This window comes from Quadrisphaera granulorum (assembly GCF_003149145.1).
Lineage (GTDB): Bacteria > Actinomycetota > Actinomycetes > Actinomycetales > Quadrisphaeraceae > Quadrisphaera > Quadrisphaera granulorum.
On sequence record NZ_QGDQ01000023.1, the window covers coordinates 40,738 to 58,716 of the forward strand.

The window sequence follows — 17,979 nt, forward strand, 5'->3', positions numbered from 1 at the left end:
GCCAGGACCCGAGGAGCAGTCCGTGTCGTCGTCGTCCCCGATCACCTCCCTCGCTTTCCTGACGCCCGGCAACTACCCCGACGACGATCCCGCCGCCGGCCTCGAGGCGACGCTGCAGCTCTTCGAGCTGGCGGAAGGCCTCGGCTACGACGGAGGCTGGGTGCGGCAGCGCCACCTCGAGCACGGCGTCTCGTCCGCGGCGGTGTTCCTCGCGGCTGCGAGCCAGCGCACGTCGCGGTTGGAGCTCGGCACCGGCGTCATCCCCATCGGCTACGAGAACCCGCTGCGCCTCGCGGAGGACCTCGCCACCGCCGACGCACTCTCCCGGGGACGCCTCCAGCCCGGCTTCAGCACCGGAGCACCGCACCTGGACCTGCTCGGAGACCTCGTCCACGAAGGCGACTGGGCCAAGCGGGACCTGTCCTACGGGCGCATCGCCCGGACCGTGGAGCACCTGCGAGGCCGGTACCTGGGCGGACCCGACACCGTCATCCGCTCCCCCGGCAACGTCCAGCGCCCGCGCGTCCAGCCTTACAGCCCCGGCCTGGTGGACCGCGCCTGGCTCGGTAGCGGCAGCGCCCGGTCCGCCGCGTGGGCGGGGCGGCGAGGCCTTCACCTGCTGACCGGCAACATCGTCTCGGGTACTGACGGTGACGACTTCACCTCCGTGCAGCTGGCCGTGCTCCGCGCGCACGCGGCGGCGTCCGACCCGCGGCGGCCGCTGCGGGTGGCGCTGGGGCGCGTGGTCGTGCCGACGGACAGTGCAGACCGCTCGACCCGCGCGCGCTACCGCGAGTACGCGGCCAGCCGGCACGAGCGCACGCTGACCGCGCACGGGCCCGCGGCGACGCGCTTCGCGCCCGACCTCGTCGGCAGCAGCGACGAGATCGTCGAGAAGCTCCTCGCCGACCCGGTGGTGGCGCAGGTCAGCGAGCTGCGTCTGGAGCTGCCGTACGAGTTCTCCGCGGAGGACTACGCCCAGATCCTCACGGACGTCGCTCGCTCGGTCGCTCCGGCGCTGGGGTGGCGGCCAGCCGCCGTGCCCGTCCCTGTTCCGGCCTGAGGAGGACGACGACGGCGACGGCAGTCGTGGCGTCTGGGCTGACGCCCGCGCCGTCGTCGTCCTGATCAGCCGAGCAGGCCGTGCTCCTGCCAGTAGCGCAGGTGCTCGGTGGTCGACCACGCGCTGACGGCGTCGAGGTCGGGGTGCTCCGGTAACGGTGACCGACCGGTGGCCAGCAGGTCCTCCAGCTCGGCGGCGCGGGCATCGATGAGAGCAAGCGCCTGCTCCTGGGTGCGCTCGCCGCGCTTGACCCTCCAGTGCCAGCTGGCGATCGGGCTCCGGCATCGGCAGTGTCAGGCGCCCGTGGCGTGCGACCTCCAGGCCCTGGATCGCGAGCCGCAAGGCGTGAGAGGCGTACTTGGTGTCGAACCCGTACTGCGCGATGAGCTCCGGGCGGTTCGGGGCACCGGACGCGACGCCGAGCATCCGCTCACGCTGGCTGCGCAGGTACCCGAGGAACCGGTGCCCCGCCTGCTGGCTCAGCAGCTGCGGGCCGAGCGCGCGCAGTCGCTCTCCCAACGGCGTCGTGACGAGCACGTCGGAGGGCGGCGTGAAGAGCGGTAGCAACGCGGTCGGGTTGCCCGTCATGACCAGCGCCAGGTAGCGGCGCAGGCTATAGGCGACGAGGTCGACGTCGCCATGCTTGGAGCGGTGCCCCTCGGGCACGGTCCGCGCGACGTAGTGGCCGTCGACGTGCCCGACGCCGAGCACCGCACGCGGGTGCTCGACGAAAACGGCCATCTCGTCGTGGTCGTCGGTGCCCTCGATGGCGATGCCATGCACACCCGAGCCGACCACCGTGCGCAGGATCTCTCGCTCGGTGGCGGTGGTGTCACCGTGCTGCGTCAGCCACGTACGGCCGCTGTCGACGTCGTCCCTGTCCACGCGGAGATCATCGCCGACAGGCGCAAGCGAGTATCAGGTGTCGCCGAGCCAGACCTTGCCGTAGCGGGGCAGCTCCAGCTCGAAGGGCCCCTCGGGCACGGTCACCGGTGTAGACGTCAGCAGCTCCACCAGCTCGGTGCCCGGCGCCACCACCCCGTCCGGCACCGTCACCGTGAGGGACTCGGACGACAGCGAGTGCAGCGCCAGCACCGTGCGGCCCCGCCACGTCATGGTGTGCGCCAGCACCGACGGCTCCCCCACGTCCACCAGGCGCACCTCACCGCGGCCAAGCTCGGGACGGCCGCGGTAGGCGCGCAGCATGCGGCGGAAGAAGTGCAGCAGGGAGTCCGGGTCACGCTCCTGATCTGCCACCACCGGTCCGGGACCGGCGTCGCCGGCGGCCCAGGCCATCGGCGTGCGCACGGACATCCGCCCCGGGATCGACAGGTCCTCCAGCTGGCCGACCTCCTCGCCGTAGTAGAGCACCGGTGTGCCGGGCAGGCTCCACGTCAGGACGTAGGCGAGCTCCATCCGGTCTCGGTCTCCGTCGACCATGGTCGGCAGGCGCAGCCGCAGCCCGCGGCCGAACAGCTGCACCTCCTCCTCGGGGCCGAAGGCGGCGAAGACCTCCTGCCGCTCGTCGTCGTCGAGCTGGTCGAGGGTGAGCTCGTCGTGGTTGCGGACGAACAGGCCCCAGCTCTTGCCCTCCGAGAGCCGCGGCCGAGACTCCAGCGCGTCGCGCAGCGGGGAGGCGTCACCGCGGGCCATCGCCAGGTAGAGGGCCTGGTTGAGCGTGAAGTCGAAGCACATCGTCATGCGCTGGCCGGCGCCGCCGAAGAAGGGGGCGATCTCGTCCCGGGGCTTGTTGACCTCCCCGAGCATCACCGCCTCAGCGCTGCGGCGAGACAGGAAGGTGCGCATCACGTCGAGCATCGCCAGCGACTCGTCCAGGGCGGTGTCGCCGTCGTGCTGCTCATCGCGCTCGCCACTGGGCGAGCCGGGCGAACCGGCCCCGCTCGCCACGCCGGCGTCGTCGGCGTCACCGGACCGGGTGGCCGTCTCGGCCAGGTACGGGGCCGCGTCCACCCGGAAGCCCGCGACGCCCAGCTGCAGCCAGAACCCCATGATCCGGCGGATCTCGTCGCGAACCTCGGGGTTGGAGGTGTTGAGGTCGGGCTGGTGGCGGTAGAAGCGGTGGCGGTAGTAGAGACCGGCCGCCTCGTCGTGGCTCCACACAGAGTCTTCCGCGTCCGGGAAGATGATGTCCGCGTCGTCGTCCTCGGGGTCCGGCTCCTCGCGCCACACGTACCAGTGGCGGTAGGGGGAGTCCGGGTCGGAGCGGGCCGACTGGAACCACGGGTGCTCGTCGCTGGTGTGATTGACGACGAGGTCCACGATGACGCGCATCCCGCGCTCGCGGGCCGCCCGGACCACCTCGACGAACTCGCCCAGCGTGCCCAGACCGTCGTCGACGCCGTAATAGTCGGAGATGTCGTAGCCGTCGTCGCCCTCGGGCGAGGGGTAGAACGGCTGCAGCCACAGGAAGTCAACCCCCAGGTCGACCAGGTGGTCGAGGTGGGCGCCGAGCCCGGCGAGGTCACCGCGCCCGTCGCCGTCGGAGTCGGTGAAGCGTTTGATGTCCAGGCAGTAGCCGACGGCGGTGGCCCACCACTCGTCCGCGGTCGTGGTCAACATCAGAGGACTCCCGTCCCTGCGTCGGCGCCCCCGGCCGCGCCCCGGTCCGACGCGGGTGCGGTGCCGCCCCCTCGCTCGGCCAGGGCGCGCGCCGTCGTCCCCCCGCCGGTGCGGCCGACCAGCTCCGGCGGAGCCATCGGAGCCAGGCGCGGCAGCACGCGCTCGCCGGCCTCGTCGATCCACGCCTGGAGATGCTGTCCCACGTGGTGGAGGTACACGCCGTCGAACCCGAGCCCGGCCCACTCGGCCACGGTGTCCGCGACGTGCGCTGCGTCGGCCGAGACCAGCACCGAGTTCTCCACCTCGGACGGCTGCACCCGCTGGCCGACGTCGTCGAACTGCTCGACCGTGGCGAGGTCAGCGAGGACCTTGGAGGTGAAGACGTTGTTGCGCCACTGCTCGTGCGCCACCGCCAGCGCCTCCTCGCGGGTGGGCGCCCACGACAGGTGCACCTGGAGGTTGACCGGACCGGTGCCGCCCGCGCCCCGATAAGCCTCGACCACCGAGCGCATCTGGTCGGGCAGGGCGTTGACCGTGATGAGGCCGTCGGCCCAGCTCGCGGCCCACTGCGCGGTGCGAGGGGTCAGCGCGGCGGCCAGCAGCGCCGGCGCCCGCTCGACCGGCGGGCGGCTGAAGACCCGGGCCTCGTGCACGACCACCCGTCCGCGGTGCGTCACCTCCTCGCCTGCCAGCAGCCGACGGACGACGTCGACCACCTCCACCAGCCGGGCGTCTCGCTCGTCCTTGGGCGGCCAGCCCTGCCCCGTGACGTGCTCGTTCATGTACTGACCGCTGCCGAGCGCCGCCCAGAAGCGGCCCGGGAACATCTCCGACAGCGTCGCGATGCCCTGCGCCGTGATCGCCGGGTGGTAGCGCTGGCCGGGGGCGTGGACCACGCCGAACGGGAGACGCGTGCGGGCGAGCGCGGCACCGAGCCACGCGAACGCCAGACCCGACTGGCCCTGGGCGGTGCCCCAGGGCGTGATGTGGTCCGAGCACATGGCGGCGGTGAAGCCAGCCTGCTCCGCCATGACGGCGTACTCCAGGAGCCGGCTCGGAGGGAGCTGTTCGTGGCTGCAGTGGAAGCCGATCACCGTCACGCACAGCGACGCTAGGGGGCGCACAGCGGTTGAGCACGTCGACGACGGACGGGCATCGGGCTGCCCGTCCGTCGCTGACGTGCCTCACCGGGGCTCACACCGTCGCAGGCACCTCCAGGCCCAGGCCGTGGTGCAACGGGAACACCGGGTCGGCGGTGTCGCTGGGCACGTCCTCCCGCGACGCGCGCACGGCGTCCATCGACCGCGGGATCTCCACCGGCAGCTTCCCCCGCGGTGCGATCCGCCCGGTCAGCGCCGCCAGTACCGCCGCGTCGGAACTGCCGTACTCCGCGACGATCGCCGCGGCGAACTCCGTGAACGGCGTGAGGATCCCCGGCCGGTCCAGCCCGACCACGACCACCAGCGGGCAGTGGTCGGCCACCCGCCGCAGCCGGTGCACCAGCCCGGGCGGGAACTCCAGGGAGCCCTGGTGGAACCACGCTTCCAGGAACAGGTCGCTGCGCGGCTCGAAGGGAGCCCCGATGCGGACGACGGCGACGTCGGCGTCCTCGGGAGCGGTCGCGACGGCAGCCCCCCACTCCGCGAGCGCCTCCGGGCGCACGCCCTCGGCGTAGACGCGCAGCCCCGCGCCGTCCTGTGGCAGGGGCAGCAGCGGACGGCCGTCCGGCTGGCCGGTGGGGGCGTCGTTCTGCAGCACCGTCACCGATGCCGCTTGCGCCTCGAACCCCAGCGCGCGGTGCTCCGCGCAGCCGACCACGGCCTCCGCGGCGTCCTCGTCGACGTACGGGTTGTCGAAGAGCCCGAGGCGGAACTTCACGAGCAGCAGACGCCGCGCGGACTCGTCCACTCGCGCCTCGGAGACGCGACCGGAGCGCACGAGGTCGAGGAGCACGTCGACGCACTCCTCCCCGCCGAACTGGTCGCATCCGGCGTCGAGGATCTTCAGCATCCGTCCGGCCGGGTCGAGGTGCTCCACGCCCCAGGCCCGCGCGGGGAGCACCTGGTCGCCGACGTGGTTGTCGTTGACGAGCTCCCAGTCGGTGACGACGACGCCGTCGTAGCCCATCTCTTCGCGCAGCAGTCCGGTGATGATCTGGCGGTTGTAGCCGAAGCCGACCTCTTCGATCGGCTCGTCGTGGCGCACGAGCCCCACGGGCATGCCGTAGTAGGGCATCACTGCGGCGGTGCCGTGGGCGATGGCCTCCTGGAAGGGCCGCAGGTGGTACTCGAACATCCCGCCCGGGTAGACCTGTTCGCGCCCGTAGGGGAAGTGCGCGTCCTCGCCGTCCTTCTGGGGTCCGCCGCCGGGGAAGTGCTTGGTGGTGCACGCGACGCTGTCGGGTCCGAGCCGGTCGCCCTGGAACCCGGCGAGGTAGGCGGCGGTGTACGCGGCGACGCGCTCGGCGTCGTGCCCGAGCGACTGCGCCTGCCGGCCCCAGCGGGGCTCGGTGGCGAGGTCGACCTGCGGGTGCAGGGCCGCCCGAATGCCCACTGCCACGTATTCGCGGCGGGCGACGTCGGCGAAGCGGCGGACCAGGTCGATGTCGTCGAGAGCTGCCAGCCCCATCGCCTCGGGCCACTGCGAGAACGGTCCCGCGGAGAACGCCACGCCGGTGTTCTCCTGGAACGCGTGCCGCGGGTCGGTGCTGATGGTGACCGGCACCCCGTGCGGGGTTCCCTCCGCGAGGCGCTGCAGGGTGTTGTTCCACCGTGCCGCCTGCCGCGCCGCGGCGATGTGGTGGACGTTGAAGTGGCTGAGGTGCTTGCGCAGCACCACCTCCGACGTGCCGGACTTGCTGATGTTCCCCGCGCCCTCCACGAGTGCGCCGTCGGGCCCGACCTCGATGACGGTCTGGAAGAGCAGGCCGACCTTCTCCTCCAGTGACATCCGCGCCAGCAGGTCGTCCGTGCGCTCGTCCGGCGTGCGGCGCGGGTCCTCGTAGGGGTCCATGACGCCGTTGCCGTTGAGGTCGCGGTAGACGGTGCCGTCGGGTGCGGTGAGGGTGGTCAGCAGGGGGTTCGGAGTGCTCGGGGTGGCGGGCACGGTTCTCCTCGTCGTCGTGGAGCTGTCAGTCGTGGAGCTGTCACTTGAGGCCCGTCGTCGCCACCCCGCGGATGAAGTACCGCTGGAGCGCCACGAAGAGCAGGAGGATGGGGGTGATGACCAGCACCGACCCGGCGAGCAGCAGCCCGTAGTCGGTGGCGTTCTGGCCGGTGGAGTACAGCGACAGCGCCACGGGCAGGGTGTAGCGCGACTCGCTCTGCGCGGCCACGAGTGGCCAGAGGAAGTTGTTCCAGCTCGACAGGAACGTGAGGATGCCGAGCGTTGCCAGCGGCGGACCGCACAGCGGCATGACGACGCGCGCGAAGATGCGCAGCTCCCCCGCCCCGTCGATGCGCGCGGCCTCGAGCAGCGAGTCGGGGATGCCGAGGATGAACTGCCGCATGAGGAACACCCCGAGCGGGGTGGTGACGAACGGCAGCACCAGCGCCGCGTACGTGTTCACCAGGCCGAGCTTGGAGACCATGACGAACAGCGGCACGAAGGTCACCACGCCCGGGACCATGAGGGTGACCATGACGACGACGAACAGCGCGCGCTTGCCGGGGAAGTCCACCTTCGCCAGGGCGTAGCCGACCATGGAGCAGAAGACGAGGTTGCCGAGCACCGTCGCCGCGGCCACGACGAGACTGTTGGTGAAGTACGTGGTGAAGCCGAGCCGGTCGAACCAGGCCGCGAAGTTGGCGCCCGTCGGGTTCTCCGGCCACCACGTGGGCGGGCGTTGGAGGATCTCGCCCTGCGTCTTGACCGACCCCAGCGCCATCCAGGCGAACGGGACCAGCCAGGCGGCCAGGCCGACGGTGAGCACCGCGTAGGTGAGGACCTTCGCTGAGGGCCGGCGTCGTGTCACGGACATGATCGGGCTCCCGGGGTCACGAGTCCTGCGAGCGCAGCAGCCGGAACTGGAGCAGGCTGACGAGCGCGATCGCGAGGAACAGGACGTAGCTGGCGGCCGAGGCCAGGCCGTACTGGCCAAAGCCGAACTGCTGGTAGGTGTAGTAGGCGACCGAGAGCGTCGAGTCGAGCGGCCCACCGCGGGTCATGACGAAGGCCTCCTCGAAGAACTGCAGGTAGCCCACCGAGATGAGCACCGCGCCGAGCAGCAGCGTCGGGCGCAGCAGCGGCAAGGTGACCGACACCAGGCGGCGCAGCGGCCCGGCGCCGTCCATGACGGCGGCTTCCTGCACGTCTTCGGGCACGGCCTGCAGCCCCGCCAGGAAGATCACCATGAGGGTGCCGACGTTGCGCCAGACCGCCATGAGGATGAGCGACGGCAGCGCCCACGACGGGTCCTGCAGCCAGTTCGGCCCCTGGATCCCCACCAGCGCCAGCGCCTGGTTGAGCAGCCCGTCGGGCTGCAGGATGTAGCGCCACACCACCGCCACCGCGACGATGCTCGTGACCACGGGGGCGTAGAAGCCCACCCGGAAGATCGCCACGAGGCGGCCACCGCCGCTGTTGAGCGCGAGGGCCAGGGCGAGGGCGACCAGCATCGTGATCGGGATGCCGACGACGACGAACACCGCCGTCACGCCGAGCGACCGCAGGAAGCGTGGGTCGCTGAGCAGGGCTGAGTACTGGTCGATCCCGACGACGTTCACGGCGAACGGCGTGCGGATGTCGCGGGCGGTGAAGTCCGTGAAGGACATCGCGAACGACCCGAGGAGCGGTCCGAGCATGAAGACGGTGAAGACCGCGACGAACGGCAGGCAGAAGCCCCACGCGACGATCGCCTGACGACGGCGCCGCCGCGAGGCAGGCGCGCCTGACGCGCCAGCCTTCCTGCTGCTCGCCATCCCCGGAGCCGGCCTGGTGGCCCCGCGGCCGGGGCGATCGACCGCCCCGGCTGCGGGCGTAGTTCCGACGGACACGGGTCAGCCCAGCCCGATCGCGTCGGCCTGCTGCTGGAGCGCCTTCAGCCCGTCCTGCACGGACTCCTGGCCGCGCCGGATCTTCTCCAGCTCGGTGTCTCCGGCAGCGGCCACCTGGGTCCAGGTGGGGTTGGCAGGCGGGGCGACCGCCGTCTTGAGCTGCTCACCGAAGACGGCGAGGTTCGCGTCACCGGACAGCGACGGGTCCTGCCAGGCCTGCTGGGAGGCGGGTAGGTCAGTGGATGTCTGGTACCAGGACACCTGGGTCTTCGGGTCGCTCAGCCACTGGACGAGACGCCAGGCAGCGTCCTTGTTCTTGCTCTGGTCGAACACCACGAGGTTCGCGCCGCCGCTGAACGAGGTCGAGGAGACCTTGGTGGGGAGCACCGCCGACGCGTACTTCTGGTCGAACCCCTCACCGCCCAGCTTCGCGAGCTGGCTGCGCATGAAGGGACCCTCGATGAACATCGGCGTGGCGCCGGAGACGAAGTCGGCCTCGGCGGCACCGGGAGAGATGTCGGTGTCGGGGTTGGAGAGCTTGTCGGTGAAGAAGCTGTTGTAGTACTCGTACGCCTCGACCTGCTGCGGGGTGTCCAGGGTCCACTTCGACCCGTCGGTGAGCGTCGCGCCGTTGGACAGCGGCATCCACAGACTGCCCTGGTAGGAGTCGTTGCCCGCGGGCATCCGGATTCCCCACTCGGCGCCGGCCTTCGACTTCATGTCGGAGGCCATCTGGTGCAGCTCGTCCCAGGTGGCGGGGGGCTTGGTCCACCCAGCCGCGGCCGCGAGGTCGGTGCGGTAGTAGAGGACGCGCGTGTCCACGTACCAGGGCACGCCCGCCGCACGCCCGTTTACCTGGGTGGACTGCACGGCCCCGGGGAAGAACCCCGACGTGTCGAGGTCCGTGGGGACCGTGGCGAAGGCGCTGCCGAAGTCGGTCATCCACGTGGAGCCCATCATCGCCATGTCGGGTGTCTGACCGCCGGCGATGGCGGTCTGGAACTTGTTGTGCGCGGCGTCCCAGGGGATGGCCGTCACCTCGACGTCGACCCCCGGGTTCTCCTGCTCGAAGGTCTTGACGAATTCGGGCAGGAGCTCGCCCTCGGTGCCCATCGCCCACAGGGTCACCGTTCCCGAGGCCTTGCCCGAGCCGAGCGCGGTGGCCTCGGCGGGCCCTGCGGCGCTCTCGTCCGAGCGACCGCAGCCGGTCATGAGCAGGGACGCCACCACGAGTGCGGCCGCTGCTGCGAGACGTCTGGTCCTTCGCACGAGTCCTCCTTTGGAACGGTCCGCAGGCACCTTCGCCGCGGATCTATGCGCTTAGAACGTCACGAGTGAACCACGGTCCCCGTCGGGGACACAAGGCGAAAGGGCCGGTCGAAAGTCAGGAGGTCGGCGGTCAGGAGGTCGGCGGCCTGGAGCACCCGCACGAGCGTCGTACCTGCAGCCGTGTCCCGAGGCGCACCACGCGGCCGCCCTCGTCCCCGGCCCCCATGAGCAGGTGCACCGCCACGCGACCCATGGCCTCCATGGGCTGGGCGACGGTGGTCAGCGGCACTGCGCCCAGGCGCCCGGCGAGGATGCCGTCGAAGCCCGTGACCGCGATGTCCTCCGGCACGCGGACGCCCTCTCGTGCCAGCAGCTCGAGCACGGCCAGGGCGACCTGATCGCTCCCGCACACCAACGCGTGGGGAAGCCGCCCGGAAGTCACGAGAGCTCGCACCCCGTCGAAGGTCGCCCCGTCCACGAGGTCGGTGTCATCACAGACCTCGTCGGGCGCGGGCAGCCCGAGGGCCTCCAGCTCGCCACGCATCCCGAAGAACCGCTCGCGCAGGTCCCACGGCGCCTGACTCCCGACGAACGCGAGGTCGCTCAGGCCATGGACGGTGACGAGGTGGCGCACCAGCTCGCGCGCACCGCCGCGGTTGTCCGCCAGCACGTGATGGTGGGGGTCGTCGTCGGGTGGGCTCCCGAAGACGACGACGGGCATGTGCAACCGCACCTCGCGGACGAGGCGCTCCGCGGCCCGACCAGGGAAGATCGCCAGTCCGTCCACGCGCCCGGCGGTCTCGGTGACGTCGCCTCCGGACTCGGCACTCCGACCCACCAGTACGGGCCTGCCGTGACGACGCGCCTCCAACTCGAAGCCGCGCTGCACCTCGTCGACGTAGAGCGGGAAGGCGGCGGGGCCGCTGACCGCCCCCGGTCCCAGCTGGTCCCAGGACACGACGTCCTGGTCGAGGTCGAGGTCAGCCACCTGCAGGGGCACAGCTCCCTCGGTGAGGCCCTGCGGCCTGTCGAGCAGGTACTCGAAGCTGTGCAGGCCCAGCGCGCCCGTGCGCCGCTGCGCGAGTCCGCGGGCCGAGGCACTGGGTACGTAACCGATCTCCTGGGCCGCTCGCAGCACGGCCTCACGTGTTTCGGCACGGACCTCGGCCGGGCGTCGGAACGCGAACGACACGGTGGCGATCGAGACGCCGGCCTGTCGGGCGACGTCGTAGACCGTGGGACGGCGACCCGCCATCGCGCACCTCCTGCTCGGCGCAGCACCCTAGGCGCCGCACCACCGGCATCGCTCGTCGCCCGCACGCGGTTCGTGCCCACCGTCCTCCTCGCACCATTGCGCCGCGGCGGCGCGAGCGGCGGCTTCGCTGCGGTGCGCCGTCGTCGTCCTGGCCGGCTGACCGGGGGTGGCGCCGACCGGGTGCACGGCCCAGCGCCGCAGCATCCCGCCCTCGCGGGGCCGCACCACCAGCAACGCGCGTGGCAGCTCGCGCACCACCAGCTCCACGGAGTCGACGCGCTCGGCGAGCAGCTCGTGCTGGCCGAGCCGCTGCGCCACCGCCGATCGCGCCCGGTCGGCGCGGTCACCGGCACCGGCCACGAGGTGCACCACCACGCGCAGCTCGCCGCCGGCACCCGCTCCCGCGCCGGGCTCGGCGGTCACCTCGACCACGCCCTCCAGCCCGTCTGCGAGCCCCGCAACGGCGGCAACCACGTCCGGATCACGGGGGGACGGCGTCCACGGCTCCCCCTTCGCCAGCGCCCACAGCGCGGGACGGGGGACGACGACGGAGCCGGCCGGCCCCTCAACGCCCGGGTCGAGTACGAGCAGCTGCTGCCCCTCCTGCACTGCGCTCACGGCGGCGCGGCGCGCCTCGACGGGCACCGGGCGGGCCTTGGCGTTCCAGGCGGTGAGCGCGGCGACGCCGGTGAAGACGGGCAGCGCGTCGCGGCCGTCGGGCGATCGCAGGGTCGGGATGGCCATGTCGGCGCCCAGGTCACCTCCGGTGGCTTCGTCCGTGCCGGCGGAGACGGCAGTCACCGGCACGAAGAGCCGCGCCCCCGGAAGCGCCGCGACGAGGGCCGCCACGTCGACCGGCTCACCGCTGACACGGGCAGCATCGAGCAGGGCGGCCACCGCCGAGGCCACCGCGCCGTCGTCGCCGGCAAAGGGGCTGTCGGTGAGGGTGCGCCCGGTCCAGGGAGTGCCGGCGGAGTCGCCGTGAGCGTCACCGTGGCGGCCGGGCAGGTGCAGGCCGCCATGCGGGGGGTGGCTAGCGCCCATGATCACGGGAGGAAGGGGGGCGGGAAGTCCATGATCACGGCGGTGGGGGTCAGGGACGGCCGGCGACGTCGAGCGCTTCGGGCAGCGTGAACGCCCCCGCGTAGAGCGCCTTGCCGACGATCGCGCCCTCCACGCCGTCCGGGACCAGAGCGCGCAGCGCCTGCAGGTCGGCCAGGGAGCTCACGCCGCCGGAGGCGATGACGGGGGCCTTCGTCGCGGCACACACCTGCGCGAGCAGCTCGGTGTTCGGACCGCGCAGCGTGCCGTCCTTGGTGACGTCGGTGACCACGTAGCGGGAGCAGCCGTCGCGGTCGAGGCGGTCGAGCACCTCCCAGAGGTCACCGCCGTCCTGCGTCCAGCCGCGGGCGGCCAACGTGGTGCCGCGCACGTCGAGACCCACGGCGATGCGGTCGCCGTGGCGCGCGATGGCCTTCGCGGTCCACTCCGGGTTCTCTAGCGCCGCGGTGCCGAGGTTCACGCGCCGACAGCCGGTGGCCAGCGCGCGCTCGAGGGAGGCGTCGTCGCGGATGCCGCCGGACAGCTCCACGTCGACGTCGAGCGTGCCGACCACGGAGGCGAGCAGCTCGGCGTTGGAGCCACGACCGAAGGCGGCGTCGAGGTCGACGAGGTGGATCCATTCCGCCCCGCCCTCCTGCCACGCCAGCGCGGCGTCGAGCGGAGCGCCGTAGTGCGTCTCGGAACCGGCCTCACCCTGCACCAGGCGGACGGCCTGGCCGTCGGCCACGTCCACGGCGGGCAACAGCTGCAGGCGGGCGGCACTCGAGGGGAGGGTGGTCTCACTGCTCACGGGCGCCATCTTCCCAGCCCCGCCGGGATGGATTGCCAGGTGGCTGGATGGCCAGGTGGTCGCCGTCCTGCGGTAGGGCCAGGCTGAGCGCCGTGTCCAACAGCAGCGGCGCACCCGCCACCCACCCCGTCGTCGCCGCAGCGCGCCGGCGCGAGCCCCACGCACGGCGCGAGCACGTCGTCGCCGTCCTCCTCGACGCCTTCGGGCCCCTCATCGAGTCGGACCCCGCGGCCTTCCGGCGCCGCTTCCGGCGCATGGCCGCCAGCCCCTGGACCTTCTACCGCGGCAGCGCGTGCCTGTTCTACGCCGACGTCGCCGCCCCCGAGGTGGGCGATCAGGACAGGTGGGCCGACGAGCGCACCAGCCGGGTCTGGATCCAAGGAGACCTGCACGCCGAGAACTACGGCACCTACATGAACGACCAGGGCCAGCTGGTCTTCGACGTCAACGACTTCGACGAGGCCTACCTCGCCCCGTTCACGTGGGACGTGTGGCGGATGGCGGCGTCGGTGGCGCTGCTCGGGGTGGCCAAGGCCTTCGCCGATGCGGACATCGAGCGCATGGTCACCGCCTACTGCACCGCGTACACCGAGCAGGTGCGGGCCTTCGCCACCGGCGACGACGACGCCGCATTCGCCCTACGCCTCGACAACACCACCGGGCCCGTGCACGACGCACTGGAGCGCGCCCGCGCCTCCCGGCGGATCGACTTGCTGGACGCCGAGACGGAGATCGCCGACAGGCCGGACTCCACGATCGACCGCCGCTTCCGCGACACCCCACTGCACCGCCGCCTCGACGACGACGAGCGCGCGGCGGTGCTCGCGGCCTTCGACACCTACCTCGACACCATCCCGGAGGCCAAGCGCGGCGAGCGCATCGAGTACCACGTCAAGGACGTCGTCGGCCGCTCCGGAATCGGCATCGGCAGCGCGGGCCTGCGCACCTACAGCCTGCTCTTGGAGGGACGCACGCAGGCGATGGAGAACGACGTCGTCCTGTCGATGAAGCAGGGCGTGGTGGCGGCGCCGTCCCGGGTGGTGGGTCGGCTCGTGACGAGCGACGGGTCGACGGAGCTGTTCACCGATCACGGCCACCGCACCGCGGTGAGCCAGCGGGCGCTGCAGGCCCACGCCGACCCGTGGCTTGGTCACACGCAGATCGACGGCGTCGGCTACGTGGTCAGCGAGGTGTCGCCGTACACCGCCGACCTCGACTGGGACGACGTCGACGAGCCCGACCAGGCCGTCGCGCTGCTGCGCGACCTCGGCCGCGCGACCGCCAAGGTGCACTGCGTCGCCGACTCCTCCAGCGACGGCGGGGAGGTGCCCTTCCAGGTGGAGGAGGCGATCGTCGCCGTGCTCGACGCCGCCGGTGAGGGCCAGGACAAGGGCGACGACGACGGCGGGCGCAGCGGCGACGAGCTCTTCGCTGCTGACGTCGTGACGTTCGCGCTCGGCTACGCCGAGGTGGTCAGAGACGACTTCCGCCTCTTCGTCGACAGCTTCCGCAACGGCGCCTTCCCCGGCCTCTGACTCCTCCCCCTCTGACAGTCCCTGCCCCGCCACGATCATGCGGTTCCGCGCCACCACCCGGTCCCCACGTCCGGTGCCCTGCGCTCTCGTGACGCGCAGGCGCATGATCGTGGCGGGTAGGTGGCGCGGACTCGCATGATCGTGGCGGGGTGAGAGGGCGCGAGGTCAGAGGGTGCGGTGGACAGGCCGGCCGCCGACCACCGTCATGACGACGGGCGCGGCGGCGAGATCGGCCGGTGGCGCCGTCGTCGGGTCCACACCCACCGCGGTGAGGTCCGCGACGGCCCCCACGCGGATCGCCCCGCGTGAGGCGTCACCCACGGCGAGCGCCGGCCCGCGGGTGTACCCGGCGAGCGCGGCGGCGCCGCTGATGGCCTGGTCGGGCCTGACGGGCGCGGCGTCGTCGTCCTCCACGGGTCGGCGCAGCTGCGCCGCCGCCATGATCGCGCGGGCGTCGTAGTTCGCGACGGGCCAGTCCGAGCCGAGCACCACGAGCGCCCCGGCCTGGAGGAGGTCGCGGATGCGCCACCCGTGCCCGGCGCGCTCCGGCCCCAGACGCTGGGACCAGTTGTCGCTGCCGTCGGCCGCGACGAAGTGGGAGCAGTGCGTCGGCTGCATCGAGGCGGTGATCCCCGAGGCGCCGATGCGTGCCACGAGGTGGTCGGGGAGCGTCTCGAGGTGCTCCAGTCGGTGCGGGGCGCGCCGCTGGCCGTGAGACCCGGACCCGTCGGCAGCCGCGGGAGGGCCGAGGGGCTCGAGGACGTCGAGCACGAAGCCCACGCCGCGGTCTCCGATGGCGTGCGTGACCGTGGGCACGCCGGCGGCGTCGAGGGCTCGCACGGCCCGGGCGTAGGCCTGGGGGTCGCGCCAGTACGAGGCGGTGCTCTCCCCCTTGACGTCGGGGTGCTCGAGCCAGGCCGTGCCGCCGTCGATGGTGCCGTCGATCATGAACTTGACGCCGGCGACGCCCCAGCGTCGTCCAACGCGGCTCTGCCAGGCGATGAGCTCGGCGATGCCGTCGTCGTCGACCCCGGGCATGCAGAACGGGGCGACGCGTAGCCGCAGCGGCAGGTCGTCGTCGTCCTCGGTGCGGGCCAGGAGACCCAGGGAGGAGGCGTCGCCGTCCATGACGTGGGCGCCTACCAGGCCCTGGGCTGCCATGTCACCGAGCAGCGCGTGGAGCCGTTTGCGCAGGTCGGCGTCCGGGGCACGGGGGGCGAGGTGGTCGACGAGCAGCATCGCGTCCCACTCGAGCAGGAAGCCTGTCGGGCGGGGGCCGTCGGGGCTGTCGTCGCAGACGACCTCGGCGGTGCTGGCGAACCGGCGCGGGCCGTCGACCCCGGCCGCCCGCAGCAGTGACGTGCTCGCGAGCGCAGAGTGCGCGTCGGCCATGCGGAGCAGGCAGAGCGCGCCTCCGTCGGGCCCGCCGAGGACGTCGTCGACGAGGTCGGCACGGGGCACCCCGCCGGGGAAGACGTCGGGCATGAGGCCCCAGCCCTGCACCCAGCCGTCGGTGTTCTCCCGGGCCAGCCGCGCGAGCGCGTCGCGCAGCTGGCCCAGGGTGCGGACGCCGGTGAGGTCGGCGCCGGCGGACATCGTGAGGCTGCCGACGGGGTGGGAGTGGCCGTCCACCCAGCCGGGTGTCAGCGCGGCGCCACGCAGGGGCACCACCTCGGTGCGGGAACCCCGCCATCGCTGCGCCACCTCGTCACCGCCGACGTCGACGACCACGCCACCGGCCACCGCCACCGCGCTGGCACGCGGACGGGAGGGGTCGAGGGTGACGACGTCGGCCTCGACGAAGAGGAGGTCAGCTGAGCCGGATGTCCCGGCACTGGAGGGGGTGCTCACGCTGCGCCTTCCTCCCCGCGGCCGGTGCCGAGCCGCGCCCAGGCCTGCGGCAGGCGCCGCGCGAGCACCGGGGAGAGCACCAGCCCGAGGACGACGACGGCGAACACCAGCCCGACGAGCACGGTGTTGACGGCGGGTCCGGCCGAGGTGAGCAGGTCGATCTGGCCGATGGTCAGGACGATGGCCACGACGAGCAGCACGAGCCCGAGAGCGGGAGCGACGATCACGCGGAGCGTGCTGTACCCGCGCCGGTTCTTCCAGAAGAAGCGGAGCACCGCGGCGCAGGCGAGGGCCTGGAGCAGGAGCAGCCCGATGCCGCCGGGGGTGTTCACCCACAGGAGCAGCTGGCGGTAGGGGTCGGCGCCGGCGAGGGCGAAGCCGCCGACGACGACGAGCGCGAGCACCGTCTGCGCGAGGCCAGCGGTGGCCGGGGACTTGTAGCGGGGGTGCGTGCGGGCCAGCGCCCGGGGCAGGACGCCCTCGACGGCGAGGGAGCGGGCGTAGCGGTTGCAGGCGTTGTGGAAGGCCAGCAGGGAGGCGAAGACGCTGCTGACGAGCAGGATGACGAGGACGTCCGCTGCCCACGCCCCGACGTACTCGGTGGCGGCCACGGCGAACAGGTCGTTGAGGTGCTGGGCCAGGTACTCGGGGCCCTGGTTGCCGTACGCGTGCCCGACGGTCCACACGACGAAGGCGTAGAAGGCGGCGAGGAAGCCGACCGACACGATGGTGGCGCGGGGGATGGTGCGCTCGGGGTCGCGGGCCTCGGCCCGGTAGATGGCCGTGGACTCGAAGCCGGTGAACGCGACGAACGCCAGCGCCAGCACGGCGGCCATGCCGGGCGCGAACACGGCGGTCGGGGTGAACGATCCGGGCTGGCCGAACTGGACCGCGCCGGCGGCGAAGATGCCGATGCAGACGACCACGAGGATGGCGCTCTCCAGGGTGAGGAGCACCGCGAGGACCTTGGCGCCGACGTCGACACCGCTGCGCCCGAGGAGGTGCACGAGCACCAGGCCGGTGAGCGAGATGACCCACCAGGGCACCTGCGCGCCGGTCAGCGTGGTGACGGCAGTGGTGCCGGCGACGCCGAGCAGGCCGTACACGCCGATCTGGAGGGCGTTGTAGGAGACCAGCGCGAGCAGCGCCGACGCGAAGCCCGCGGGGCGGCCCAGACCGAGGGTGATGTAGCTGTAGAAGGCGCCGCCGCTGGGGACCACCGCTGACATGGCGGTGAAGCCGGAGGCGAAGAGCAGCAGCACGAGGCCGGCGATGAGGTAGGCGGCCGGGGCTCCCGGACCGCCGATGAGCAGGGCGAGCGGGGCGACACCCGCCATCACGGTCAGCGGTGCGGCGGCCGAGATGACGATGAAGGCGATGCTCGAGGTTCCGAGGACCCCCGGGCGCAGCGCGGTGGCTGCAGCGGATGAGTCCGTCGTGGTGGTGCTGGCGGCGGTGCTGGTCGCCGTCTCTGCGGCGGGGCGGTGCGTCGTCATGAGCGCTCCTCGATTAACCCAAACCCTTTGGGATTGGCACAACGTAGGGCTCACCTGAGCGTTCCGGAAGGGGGTGCGCGCAGA

13 protein-coding genes and 1 pseudogene are annotated in these 17,979 nt (G+C 72.5%); 2 read left to right on the forward strand and 12 right to left on the reverse strand.

The annotated features are described in order from the left end of the window. Positions 1-22 precede the first annotated feature (22 nt). Positions 23-1,063 carry an LLM class flavin-dependent oxidoreductase gene (locus BXY45_RS16605; RefSeq protein WP_109775633.1) on the forward strand — a complete coding sequence of 347 codons (1,041 nt, stop codon included), beginning with the start codon at positions 23-25 and terminating at the stop codon, positions 1,061-1,063. Positions 1,064-1,402: 339 nt separating this feature from the next. On the opposite strand, the pseudogene BXY45_RS24760 reads toward BXY45_RS16605, so the two are convergent. The 10 genes and pseudogenes from BXY45_RS24760 to priA all read right to left on the reverse strand — a co-directional run. Further along, positions 1,403-1,948, reverse strand: a pseudogene (locus BXY45_RS24760) (DNA polymerase beta superfamily protein); the annotation flags it as partial. Between the two features lie 33 nt (positions 1,949-1,981). Beyond that, positions 1,982-3,643, reverse strand: a complete 1,662-nt coding sequence (locus tag BXY45_RS16615) for an alpha-amylase family glycosyl hydrolase (RefSeq protein WP_211319663.1) — start codon at positions 3,641-3,643, stop codon at positions 1,982-1,984. Next, complete coding sequence (locus BXY45_RS16620) at positions 3,643-4,743, reverse strand: TIGR03885 family FMN-dependent LLM class oxidoreductase (protein ID WP_109775634.1); 1,101 nt, start codon at positions 4,741-4,743, stop codon at positions 3,643-3,645. Before BXY45_RS16620 ends, BXY45_RS16615 begins: the two co-directional genes overlap by 1 nt. Before the next feature lie 94 nt (positions 4,744-4,837). Then, complete coding sequence (locus tag BXY45_RS16625) at positions 4,838-6,655, reverse strand: glycoside hydrolase family 3 N-terminal domain-containing protein (RefSeq protein WP_109775677.1); 1,818 nt, start codon at positions 6,653-6,655, stop codon at positions 4,838-4,840. A 133-nt stretch (positions 6,656-6,788) separates the two neighbouring features. Further along, positions 6,789-7,622 carry a carbohydrate ABC transporter permease gene (locus BXY45_RS16630; RefSeq protein ID WP_109775635.1) on the reverse strand — a complete coding sequence of 278 codons (834 nt, stop codon included), beginning with the start codon at positions 7,620-7,622 and terminating at the stop codon, positions 6,789-6,791. A gap of 16 nt (positions 7,623-7,638) precedes the next feature. Beyond that, complete coding sequence (locus tag BXY45_RS16635) at positions 7,639-8,562, reverse strand: carbohydrate ABC transporter permease (RefSeq protein WP_109775636.1); 924 nt, start codon at positions 8,560-8,562, stop codon at positions 7,639-7,641. 78 nt (positions 8,563-8,640) lie between these two features. Next, complete coding sequence (locus tag BXY45_RS16640) at positions 8,641-9,906, reverse strand: extracellular solute-binding protein (RefSeq protein WP_211319665.1); 1,266 nt, start codon at positions 9,904-9,906, stop codon at positions 8,641-8,643. A gap of 130 nt (positions 9,907-10,036) precedes the next feature. Further along, entirely contained in the window at positions 10,037-11,161 is a 1,125-nt protein-coding gene (locus BXY45_RS16645) for a LacI family DNA-binding transcriptional regulator (protein WP_109775637.1), read from the reverse strand. Between the two features lie 27 nt (positions 11,162-11,188). Beyond that, positions 11,189-12,205 (reverse strand): SseB family protein, encoded by a 1,017-nt coding sequence (locus tag BXY45_RS16650; RefSeq protein WP_245961881.1) that lies wholly within the window; start codon positions 12,203-12,205, stop codon positions 11,189-11,191. Between the two features lie 49 nt (positions 12,206-12,254). Further along, positions 12,255-13,022 (reverse strand): bifunctional 1-(5-phosphoribosyl)-5-((5-phosphoribosylamino)methylideneamino)imidazole-4-carboxamide isomerase/phosphoribosylanthranilate isomerase PriA, encoded by a 768-nt coding sequence (gene priA / locus BXY45_RS16655; RefSeq protein ID WP_109775639.1) that lies wholly within the window; start codon positions 13,020-13,022, stop codon positions 12,255-12,257. A gap of 83 nt (positions 13,023-13,105) precedes the next feature. Here priA and BXY45_RS16660 point away from each other — a divergent pair, with 83 nt between their 5' ends. Further along, positions 13,106-14,548, forward strand: a complete 1,443-nt coding sequence (locus tag BXY45_RS16660) for a DUF2252 domain-containing protein (protein WP_211319666.1) — start codon at positions 13,106-13,108, stop codon at positions 14,546-14,548. Positions 14,549-14,713: 165 nt separating this feature from the next. On the opposite strand, the gene BXY45_RS16665 is transcribed toward BXY45_RS16660, so the two are convergent. Together BXY45_RS16665 and BXY45_RS16670 are read right to left on the reverse strand one after the other, a co-directional pair. Further along, positions 14,714-16,399, reverse strand: a complete 1,686-nt coding sequence (locus BXY45_RS16665; protein WP_109775641.1) for an amidohydrolase — start codon at positions 16,397-16,399, stop codon at positions 14,714-14,716. Continuing rightward, positions 16,396-17,895: an APC family permease gene (locus tag BXY45_RS16670; RefSeq protein ID WP_109775642.1), complete on the reverse strand. Its 1,500-nt coding sequence runs from the start codon at positions 17,893-17,895 to the stop codon at positions 16,396-16,398. Before BXY45_RS16670 ends, BXY45_RS16665 begins: the two co-directional genes overlap by 4 nt. Positions 17,896-17,979 lie beyond the last annotated feature (84 nt).